Annotated in this window: 9 protein-coding genes and 1 pseudogene; 7 read left to right on the top strand and 3 right to left on the bottom strand. The window is 69.4% G+C overall.

The window, feature by feature from the left end:
- Nucleotides 1–398, bottom strand: a pseudogene (locus tag ABZ070_RS32435) (hypothetical protein); the annotation flags it as partial.
- A gap of 78 nt (nucleotides 399–476) precedes the next feature.
- Between ABZ070_RS32435 and ABZ070_RS32430 the strand changes: the two are divergent.
- Entirely contained in the window at nucleotides 477–1,157 is a 681-nt protein-coding gene (locus tag ABZ070_RS32430; RefSeq protein ID WP_356639144.1) for a TetR/AcrR family transcriptional regulator, read from the top strand.
- A gap of 500 nt (nucleotides 1,158–1,657) precedes the next feature.
- Here ABZ070_RS32430 and ABZ070_RS32425 read toward each other — a convergent pair whose 3' ends face one another.
- Nucleotides 1,658–2,734, bottom strand: a complete 1,077-nt coding sequence (locus ABZ070_RS32425; RefSeq protein WP_356639142.1) for an alkene reductase — start codon at nucleotides 2,732–2,734, stop codon at nucleotides 1,658–1,660.
- Between the two features lie 116 nt (nucleotides 2,735–2,850).
- Between ABZ070_RS32425 and ABZ070_RS32420 the strand changes: the two genes are divergently transcribed.
- The 3 genes from ABZ070_RS32420 (at nucleotide 2,851) to ABZ070_RS32410 (ending at nucleotide 6,072) form a co-directional block, all read left to right on the top strand.
- Nucleotides 2,851–3,228, top strand: coding sequence for a MerR family transcriptional regulator (locus ABZ070_RS32420; RefSeq protein ID WP_356639139.1), 378 nt, complete (start codon nucleotides 2,851–2,853; stop codon nucleotides 3,226–3,228).
- Nucleotides 3,229–3,454: 226 nt separating this feature from the next.
- Nucleotides 3,455–4,222, top strand: a complete 768-nt coding sequence (locus ABZ070_RS32415) for an SDR family oxidoreductase (protein ID WP_356639137.1) — start codon at nucleotides 3,455–3,457, stop codon at nucleotides 4,220–4,222.
- A 53-nt stretch (nucleotides 4,223–4,275) separates the two neighbouring features.
- Nucleotides 4,276–6,072, top strand: a complete 1,797-nt coding sequence (locus tag ABZ070_RS32410; protein WP_356639135.1) for an acyl-CoA dehydrogenase — start codon at nucleotides 4,276–4,278, stop codon at nucleotides 6,070–6,072.
- Between the two features lie 127 nt (nucleotides 6,073–6,199).
- On the opposite strand, the gene ABZ070_RS32405 is transcribed toward ABZ070_RS32410, so the two are convergent.
- The gene (locus ABZ070_RS32405; protein ID WP_356639133.1) at nucleotides 6,200–7,393 is read right to left on the bottom strand and encodes an RtcB family protein; all 1,194 of its coding nucleotides are present in this window, start codon (nucleotides 7,391–7,393) and stop codon (nucleotides 6,200–6,202) included.
- Nucleotides 7,394–7,602: 209 nt separating this feature from the next.
- Between ABZ070_RS32405 and ABZ070_RS32400 the strand changes: the two genes are divergently transcribed.
- From ABZ070_RS32400 to ABZ070_RS32390, 3 genes are all read left to right on the top strand, one after another.
- Nucleotides 7,603–8,517, top strand: a complete 915-nt coding sequence (locus ABZ070_RS32400) for a DUF3558 domain-containing protein (RefSeq protein WP_356639131.1) — start codon at nucleotides 7,603–7,605, stop codon at nucleotides 8,515–8,517.
- Between the two features lie 163 nt (nucleotides 8,518–8,680).
- On the top strand, nucleotides 8,681–9,397 hold the full coding sequence (locus tag ABZ070_RS32395) for a DUF3558 family protein (protein WP_356639129.1): 717 nt from the start codon (nucleotides 8,681–8,683) through the stop codon (nucleotides 9,395–9,397).
- A 219-nt stretch (nucleotides 9,398–9,616) separates the two neighbouring features.
- The coding region (locus tag ABZ070_RS32390) for a DUF2637 domain-containing protein (RefSeq protein ID WP_356639127.1) at nucleotides 9,617–10,122 on the top strand (506 nt) is incomplete at its 3' end.

Here is a 10,122-nt window from a genome sequence, read left to right as displayed (position 1 = left end):
TCGATGCCGCCTGCGTCGATGATGGTCCCTCGCGCGCCGCCGCCCCGGATGGTGGTCGGCTCGAGGATGTTCAGGTCGCCTGTGGTCGGGTCGGCGGTGCGCCCGTTGAGCTGGTCGGGGTTGGGAGGAATGGTCAGCCGGTAGTGGGCGGCGGGTAACTCGATCGTGCTGCCGGGCCGGGCGTTCGCGGCCATGACCGCCGCGCGCAGGGTGCAGGTTCCTGTCGCTGTGCGGCAGACGCCGTCGGACGCGTCCGCATCCACGGCGTCTTGGGTGGAGTCGACCGTGAAGGTCGTCGGCGCGGCGGCTGCTTGTGCAGAGGTCGGGGCGGCGGCCGCGATCCCTGCGAGGGCCGCCAGCGAGGCGGTCAGCGCCGAAAGGAAAGTCGAACTTCTCATGGGGGTGCGCTCCTACTCGGGGGAAACGATGGTGAGAAACGCTTGCGTCTATAACCTGTACCAGACTGTTCCTCACTCATGAGAGAGCCAATCCGGCCGCTGCTGCAGCCGAGCCTGACCGACCTTCCGCGTGGGCCGCACGGGCTCGCGCGGGAGCGTGTGACGGGTTCGCAGCGCCAGCGGCTGCTCTACGCGATGACGGCCGTGGTTGCCGAAAAGGGCTACATCACCGCGACCGTGGCCGATGTGACGGCACGGGCGGGCGTGTCCCGCAAGACGTTCTACGAGCTGTTCGCGGACAAGGAGGAGTGCTTCATCGCCGCTGCGGAGACGGGCCGCGAGCTGATGGTCAAGCGGCTTGAGGCGTCGTTTGCCCGCTCGTCGACGCAGTCGCTCTCCCCTGTGGCGACGCTTCGTGCCTCGATCCGCGCCTTTCTCGGGCTGATCGCCGAAGAGCCCGAATTCGCCAAAGCGTTCTTCCTGGAGACGGCGGCCGCCGGCGGCCGGGCTCAGGAGCACCAGGACGCCTGCCGCTCCTGGTTCGCCGCGTCGATGCGCGCCTGGCACAACAGGATTCCCGGTTACCGCCGTGTCCCCCATGAGACCTACATGGCCGCGGCCGACGCTACACACGAAGCCGTCTGCCGCCTCCTGCGCCAGGGGCGCATCGGCGAGGTCCCCGCCCTGGAGTACGCCGTACTGCACATCTGCCTCGCCCTGCTGGGCGTGGCCAAACCGGCAGAGGACGCCGGAGGGTGAGCCGGGGCGCGTGATCGCCGGAGGCCGACCGCCGTGCGGTCGCCTCAAGATGGCCGCCGCTGTGAAGTACCGCACGGGGTCGTGTCAGCCCGTCAGTTCTCTTCGACGAGGCTGCCGACCGTCCACGGCGACAGCTCCTTCGCCAGGGCGATGCCGAACGGCCTGACCAACGAGCGGAGTTCCGCGCAACCCGAGGGCCCCAAGGCCAGATCACGAGCGCACCTCATAGTGCTGTGACCTGCAGAAAGGAGATGTGATCCGACGTCGACAAAGCCGCCGACCGCTTCCGGCGACGCGAAGTACTCGACCGCCCCGGCATACACACGGTGATCATCCACACGAGCGCGAACGACATCGGTGCCCCTGAGATGGGCGACTCATGCATGGGATCAGCACACCGCGTGACCGCACGTCAGCTCATCGAGAACCCACCAGAAGCCCATCCGCGTGGCCTGATGCGTCACGGGAGCCGGACGCCGGGGGCGGTGTTGGGGGCAGTGTCAGGCCGTGTACTGGTATGCCGGGTAGGTCAGGTATCCGGCGTCGCCGCCCTGGTAGTACGTGGCCTCGTCGACGGGAGCGAGCGGCACTCCGGTGCGCAGCCGCTCGACCAGGTCGGGGTTGGAGATGAAGGCGCGGCCGAAGCTGATGAGCTCGGCCCCCAGCTCGAGCCAGTGGTCGGCCTCGTCCCGGCCGGTGTGCTTCGGCCCCATCGGGAGCACCGGGTTCATGATCAGGGTGCCCTGCCATGCGCGGCGCAGGCCGACCAGCAACTCCTCCTCGGCGGTGGCTTCGAGGTGGATGTAGGCCAGTCCGAGGCGGGACAGTTCGGTCAGTAGCGCGGTGTAGAGCTCGGGGACGTCGGTCTCCTCGACTCCCCAGAAGGTTACGCCTGGGGACAGGCGTATTCCGGTCCTGGCCGCGCCGACGGCCTCGGCGGTTGCGGACACCGCCTCGACGGCGAATCGGATCCGGTTGCTCACCGAGCCTCCGTAGCGGTCGGTGCGCAGGTTGGCGTTGGACGAGAGGAACTGCGAGATGAGGTAGCCGTTGGCGCCGTGCAGCTCCACGCCGTCGAAGCCGGCGTCGATGGCGCGGCGGGCGGCCTGGGCGTACGACTCGGCGTGCTCGGACACCTCGGCGGTGTCCAGGGCGCGCGGGACCGGCGCCGGCTGGAGCCCGGTCGGGGTGAACACCTTCCACCCTTCGGCCGCGACTGCCGAGGGACCGATCGGCTGCATACCGGTGGTGTCGGGGTGCGAAACCCGTCCGCCGTGCATGAGCTGGGCGAAGATCCGTCCGCCGTTGGCGTGCACCGCATCAGTGACCGGGCGCCACGAGGAGACCTGCTCGTCGGTGTGCAGTCCCGGGGTGCCGGGGTTGGACTGCCCGACCACGTTCGGCTGCACCCCCTCGCTCACGATCAGTCCGGCCGTGGCCCGCTGGGCGTAGTAGGTCGCCATCGACGGCGTCGCCAGACCGCCGGCGGCGGCACGGACCCGTGTCATCGGCGCCATCACCACCCGGTTGGGCAGCGTCAGGTCCCCCAGCCGGTACGGGGTGAACAAGGTCGTCATGTCATGGCTCCTTCGTGATCGGCGCCGCACAATCGGGCGCGGCGGCTACGCTAGAACCTGACACTGACGTCAGGGGCAAGCTTTGTGCCTCAGCTCACAGCACAGAGGGAGACGGCGTGCGCATCGGGGAGCTGGCATCACGGGCCGGAGTCAGCGTCCGGTCCCTGCGCTACTACGAGGAGCAGGGGCTGCTCACCAGCACCCGCAGCGCCGGCGGGCAGCGGCACTACACGGACCACGAGGTCGAGCGGGTCGTGTTCATCCAGCGGCTGTTCGCCGCAGGACTGTCCAGCCGCACCATCGCCGAACTGCTGCCGTGCGTCGATTCTCCCAGCGAGGAGAACTCCGACGCCGCGCTGGAGCGGATGACACAGGAGCGCGACCGGCTGACCGAGCGCATCGCCGACCTCGTACGCACACGGGACGCCCTCGCCGGGCTGATGACCATGGCGCAGGCGCATCGGGAGCGCCTGCGGTCGGCGGTCGCCGACTGATATCCGCGGCGCGGCAGCGAAATCCTCGGTGTCGAGCATGCGGTGAGGGCCGCTGGACAGGTCGCGCGCCGTGTGGGCGGGCATGAGTTCAACCACCCTCGATGTGCGGAGGCACGGATGGGGTGCCGTGGGCGCAAGGCTTGGCATGCGGCTAAGCGACTGCTTAGTATCTAGCCTGGGGCGGGAACAGCCTGCCCGTGCCCCTCCCCCTCAGGAGTCCACCGTCATGTCACTGTTCTCCCTCTCCGGCAAAACCGCCCTCGTGACCGGCGGTTCCCGCGGCATCGGTCTGATGATCGCCCGGGGCCTGGTCGAAGCGGGAGCCAAGGTCTACGTCAGCTCCCGCAAGGCGGAAGCCTGCGAGGAGGCCGTGCGCGGGCTTTCCGGTTCCGGTCAGGCGGTCGCGCTGCCCGCCGACCTGGCGCGCGAGGAGGAGTGCCACCGACTTGCCGCAGACATCGGCGAGCGGGAGGAGCGGCTGGACATCCTGGTGAACAACGCCGGCGCCACCTGGGGCGCGCCCCTGGACGAGTTCCCGGTCAGCGGCTGGGACAAGGTGATGGACCTCAACCTGCGCAGCCCCTTCCTGCTCACCCAAGCCCTCCTGCCGAAGCTGCGCGCCGGCGGGTCGACGGAGGACCCTGCGCGGATCATCAACGTGGGATCCATCGACGGCCTGCACGTCAGCCCGTCCTCGGCCTACTCCTACGCGACCAGCAAGGCGGGCCTGCACCACCTGACCCGCGTGCTGGCCAAGGAGCTCGGGCCACAGGGCATCACGGTGAACGCCATCGCACCCGGCCCCTTCGAGTCGAAGATGATGGCCGCGACTCTGGACGCCATGGGCGAGGCGATCGCGGAGGCGGCTCCGCTGCGCCGGATCGGGCGGCCGGACGACATGGCGGGCGTCGCCGTCTATCTGGCCAGCCGTGCGGGCGCCTACGTCACCGGCGCCGTCATCCCCGTCGACGGCGGCCTCGGCACCACGGTCTGACCGGCCGGCGACAACTCCCCCTGCACGAGCAACACCCCGAGAAGAAGAGAACCATGGCCTCCCTCCTGCTCTCCCGCCGAGACCTCGACTTCCTGCTGCACGAGTGGCTCGACGTTGAATCCCTGACCGCGCGCCCCCGCTTCAACGACCACTCGCGCGAAACCTTCGATGCGGTACTTGACCTCAGCGAAACGATCGCCGCCCGGCACTTCGCCCCGCACAACAAGAAGAACGACACCCAGGAGCCGCGCTTCGACGGCGAGCGGGTGCACATCATCCCCGAAGTCGAAGAGGCCCTGAAGGTCTTCGCCGACGCCGGGCTGATCGGCGGAGGCATGGACCACGAGGTGGGCGGCATGCAGTTGCCCAGCGTGGTGGCCAACGCCTGCTTCGCCTGGTTCCAGGCAGCCAACGTGGGAACGGCCGCCTACCCCTTCCTCACCATCGGCAACGCGAACCTGCTGCTGGCCCACGGCACCCCCGGGCAGATCGACACCTACGTCCGCCCGATGGTGGAGGGCCGCTTCTCCGGGACCATGTGCCTGTCGGAGCCACAGGCGGGCTCCTCGCTGGCTGATGTGCGCACCCGCGCGGAACAGGCCGACGACGGCACCTACCGCCTGTTCGGCAACAAGATGTGGATCTCGGGTGGCGACCACGAACTGACGGAGAACATCGTCCACCTGGTCCTGGCCAGGATCCCCGGCGCCCCGCCCGGGGTGAAGGGACTCTCGCTCTTCATCGTCCCCAAGGTCCTGGTAGGGGCCGGCGGGACGCCCGGCGGGCGCAATGACGTCGCCCTGGCAGGCCTCAATCACAAGATGGGGTACCGAGGGACGACCAACACGCTGCTGAACTTCGGTGAGGGCGCCTTCCGGCCCGGCGGGGCCCCCGGTGCCGTCGGCTTCCTGGTCGGGGAGCCCCACCGGGGACTGTCCTACATGTTCCACATGATGAACGAGGCCCGCATCGGTGTCGGACTCGGTGCCACAGCGCTGGGTTACACCGGCTACCTCCACGCCCTGGACTACGCGCGCACCCGGCCCCAGGGGCGCCGACTCACGGCCAGGGACGCCACCACCCCCCAGATCCCGATCGTCGGGCACCCCGACGTCCGGCGCATGCTCCTCGCCCAGAAGTCGTACGTCGAAGGCGCGCTGGCTCTGATCCTGTACTGCGGTCGGCTGCTGGACGACGAGCGCACCGCCCCGACGGCCGACGAGCGGACCAGGGCCGGGCTGCTGCTGGACATGCTCACCCCGATCGCCAAGAGCTGGCCCTCCCAGTGGTGCCTGGAGGCCAACGACCTTGCCATCCAGGTCCACGGCGGCTACGGCTACACCCGCGAGTACAACGTCGAGCAGTTCTACCGGGACAACCGCCTCAACCCCATCCACGAGGGGACGCACGGCGTCCACGGCCTCGACCTGCTGGGCCGAAAGGTCGTCATGGACGGCGGCGCGGGGCTCCGCCTGCTCATCGAGACCGTCTCCAAGACGACCGCCCGCGCGGCGGCCGCGGAGGACCAGGTTGCCGACTTCGGACGGCAGCTGGACGCCTCCGTGGCCCGCGTCGCCGCCGTGACGCGGCGCCTGTGGGAGGCCGGGGACGCCGAGACCGCCCTGGCCAACGCCTCGGTCTACCTGGAGGCCGTGGGACACGTCGTGGTCGCCTGGATATGGCTGGAGCAGATGCTGGCCGCCGCCGGACGCAGCGGCGCCTTCTACGAGGGCAAGCGCCGGGCGGGTCAGTACTTCTTCCGGTACGAACTGCCCAGGACGGAGGCGCAGTTCGCACTGCTGGAAAGCCTCGACCGCACCACCCTCGACATGCCCGCGGACTGCTTCTGAGCTTGCCTGCCTTCCAAGGTGCCGCCGGTACACCGGAGCCGGCAGAAGTGCTTACAGACCCCCAACGAGCAGAAGGCCCCGGACCGCGGTCGGTCCGGGGCCTGTCGATCACGTGGTGTGCTGGGCCTCAGCCCTTCACGCAGATGACCTGCTTCAGCTTCGCGACGACCTCGACCAGGTCCCGCTGCTGGTCGATGACCTTCTCGATCGGCTTGTACGCACCCGGGATCTCGTCCACGACGCCGGAGTCCTTACGGCACTCGACGCCGCGCGTCTGCTCCTCCAGGTCCCGCGTCGAGAAGCGGCGCTTCGCCGCGTTGCGGCTCATCTTCCGGCCGGCGCCGTGCGACGCCGAGTTGAAGGACGCCTCGTTCCCGAGCCCCTTCACGATGTACGAGCCGGTGCCCATCGACCCCGGGATGATCCCGTAGTCGCCGCTGCCGGCGCGGATCGCGCCCTTGCGGGTGACCAGCAGGTCCATGCCCTCGTACCGCTCCTCCGCCACGTAGTTGTGGTGGCAGGAGATGACCGGTTCGAAGGTCACCTTCGCCTTGCGGAACTCCCTGCGGACCACTTCCTGGAAGAGCCCCATCATCACCGCGCGGTTGTACTTCGCGTACTCCTGGGCCCAGAACAGATCGTTCCGGTACGCGGACATCTGCGGGGTCTCCGCAACGAAGACGGCGAGGTCCCGGTCGACCAGGCCCTGGTTGTGCGGCAGGCTCTGCGCCACGCCGATGTGGTGGTCCGCCAGCTCCTTGCCGATGTTCCGCGAGCCGGAGTGCAGCATGAGCCACACCGCGTCGGACGTGTCGACGCAGAGCTCGACGAAGTGGTTGCCCGCACCGAGCGTCCCCATCTGCTTGGTCGCCCGTTCCCGGCGGAACTTGACCGCGTCCGCGATGCCGTCGAACCGGTCCCAGAAGTCGTCCCAGCCGCCGGTCGGGAGGCCGAAGACCCTTCCCGGATCCACCATCTCGTCGTGCATCCCGCGTCCCACCGGGATCGCCTGCTCGATCTTGGAGCGCAGCCGTGAGAGATCGCCCGGCAGGTCGTTCGCGGTCAGCGACGTCTTCACCGCCGACATGCCGCAGCCGATGTCCACACCGACCGCGGCCGGACAGACCGCCCCGTGCATCGCGATCACCGAGCCGACCGTCGCGCCCTTGCCGTAGTGGACGTCGGGCATCACGGCGAGGCCCTTGATCCACGGCAGGGTGGCGACGTTCCGCAGCTGCTGCATCGCGACGTCCTCGACCGACGTCGGATCGGTCCACATACGGATGGGGACCTTCGCGCCCGGCATCTCTACATACGACATAGTTCCTCAATTCCCCCGAAAAGACATGAAACGCAAAATCCTTGCCGAATGGCAGTGAAAGACCCGACCGACCGGCGGTCACGGCGGCGTGTGCGATAGACATTGTGTCCACCGGCCTCCGGCGAGCGGCAACCAGTTTTCGCCGTGACAGCGACACGGAGCACCGGCAGCGAGCACCACACGGAAGACAGACAGAACGGAGCCTGGACGTGCAACGAAAGGCCTACGTGCCCGGTTTGGCGGCGCTCCTCGCGGCGCTCGTCACCGGCTGCACCGCCGGCGAGGGCACCGAAGGCTCCGGCATCGAATCCAAGGCGGGCGCGGCCCAGGCCTCCGCGGCGCCCCCCGGCAAGTACCGCACCCTCCTCGAGCCCTGCGGAGCCGTCGAGACCTCCACCCTCAAGGACCTGCTGCCGGGCGTCGTGACGCTTCCCGAGGAGCAGCAGCAGAAGGTGCTGCGCGGCACCGCGGCCGTCACCTACGACACGGACAGGCGGGTCGCCTGCAGCTGGAAGGGCGACTCCCCGGACGCCTCGCACCAGCTGAGGGTCGACTTCGAACGTGTCGTCTCCTACGACCCGGCCGTCAGCGACGACGACCGTGCGCAGGAGGTCTTCCTGAAGAAGCAGGGCGACACCTCCGTACCGATCGCCACCGCACCCGCCGAGACCGGGCAGGAGGCGGAGGGTGACGCGGACGCCTCCCCGTCGACCGGGCAGAGCCCGTCCGGCGCAGGCGAGAGCCGGCCCGCCGGCGAGGCCGGCGGCGAGAGCGACAGCACCCCGAAGCCCGGCGCCTCGACGGACACCGCGGCCGGTGCCGAGGCCTCGTCCACACCCGCGACGCCGCCCGGGTCACCGTCCGGCGGCCCCTCCGGGGAAGGCCTCGAGCCGCGGGTGCTGAACGAGCTCGGCGACGCGGCGTTCCTCGACGATGTGCTCGGCCGGGCCGGTTCCACGGCTCAGCGGCGCACGGTGAGCGTGGTGTTCCGCACATCGAACGTGATCGTCACCGTCGTCTACGGCGAGCAGCCGGCCCTGTCCACGGAGGTCCCCGACGCCAAGGAACTGCAGGAAAAGGCGCAGAGCCTGGCCCGGCAGCTGGCGGAGCAGTTCGACGAGTGAGCAGGCTCGCGGCCCGCTTCCGGTCGTTCGCGCGTTCCGCGGTCCGGCCCAACGAAGCGCCGTGTCCGCGTACGGTGGCCTGGCCGGACGCTCCGGCGGGCCGGACGACCGCCCGCCGGCACGACCGTAAGAAAGAACGACCGAACGACCGACTGAAGGAACCATGCCCCGTTCAGCCACGCGACTCACCCGCATACTCGCCTGCGCCGCCGTCCCGGTGATGCTCGTCGTCGCCGGCTGCTCGTCGGACTCCGACAGCACGTCCAAGGACTCCGGTTCGTCCGCTTCCGCCGCCCCCGAGGCGAAGAAGTCCCCGACCGTCGCCCCCGCCAAGTTCGCCAAGCTGCCGGACCCCTGCGACTCGATCGCCAAGAAGACGATCGAGGACCTCGTACCGGGCGCCAAGTCCAAGAACGGCACGACCGGCAAGTCCTCCGACATCGCGCGGCGCGGCAGCTGCTCCTGGAACGGCCTGGACGACAACGGCGTGAAGGGCTCGCAGTACCGCTGGCTCGATGTCTCGTTCCTCCGCTACGAGTCCGACGCCACCCTCGGCCTGAGCGCCGAGCAGCGCGCCGAGGAGTCGTACGAGAAGGAGATCGAGAAGGCCAAGGGCACGGAGGGCGCCAAGAGCGTGAAGTCGGCGCCGGTGTCCGGTATCGGCAACGAGGCGACGACGGTCAACTACACGCTCCGCAAGACCGACGAGGACTTCGTGTACGCCACGGTCGTGACGCGCACCGAGAACGGTGTGATCACCCTCACCTACAACGGCACTGGTTACGCGGGGGCGAAGAACCCGTCGTCCTCCGACCTGACGAAGGATGCCCAGAAGGCGGCGAAGGAAGCCGTGGCCGCTGTCGCCACCGCCAACAAGTAGGCACGGGCGGGGCAGACCCGAGCGCAAGGAGCCCGGGCGCAAACAGGCCCGGGCAGCCGTGCGCCGGGAGCGCTCGGCCCCGGAAGCGGCCGCGTGCCGGGTACAAGTGCATAACGCCGGGAGGCCGGAGGGGCGGACTCCGGTGGCATGTGCCAGGCTGTGCCCGCTCGTTCAGGCTTCGGTTCGGGCTCCGGTTCAGGAATTGGGGAGGGGTCGCGGGTGGCCGCGATGCAGCTGACACGCACACACCGAGTACTCATCGGGGTCGTGGTCGCGGGCGCTTTGGTCATCGCCGCGATCGGCTTCGCGGGCTCGTACGCCGCCGTGCGCGAGCTCGCGGAGCAGAAGGGCTTCGGCGACTTCTCCCTCGTCTTCCCCATCGGCATCGACGCGGGCATCTGTGTGCTGCTCGCGCTCGACCTACTGCTGACGTGGATGCGCATACCGTTCCCGCTGCTGCGTCAGACGGCCTGGCTGCTGACGTTCGCGACGATCGCCTTCAACGGCGCGGCGGCCTGGCCGGACCCGCTCGGCGTGGGCATGCACGCGGTGATCCCCATCCTGTTCGTGGTCGCCGTCGAGGCGGCCCGGCACGCGGTGGGCCGGATCGCGGACATCACGGCCGACAAGCACATGGAGGGCGTGCGGCTCACCCGGTGGCTGCTCTCCCCCATTCCCACGTTCAAGCTGTGGCGGCGGATGAAGCTGTGGGAGCTCCGCAGCTA

Origin of the sequence: Streptomyces sp. NPDC006283 (assembly GCF_040613325.1) — a bacterium.
In the GTDB taxonomy this organism is placed as follows: domain Bacteria; phylum Actinomycetota; class Actinomycetes; order Streptomycetales; family Streptomycetaceae; genus Streptomyces.
This window is presented reverse-complemented; position numbering and strand designations above follow the sequence as displayed.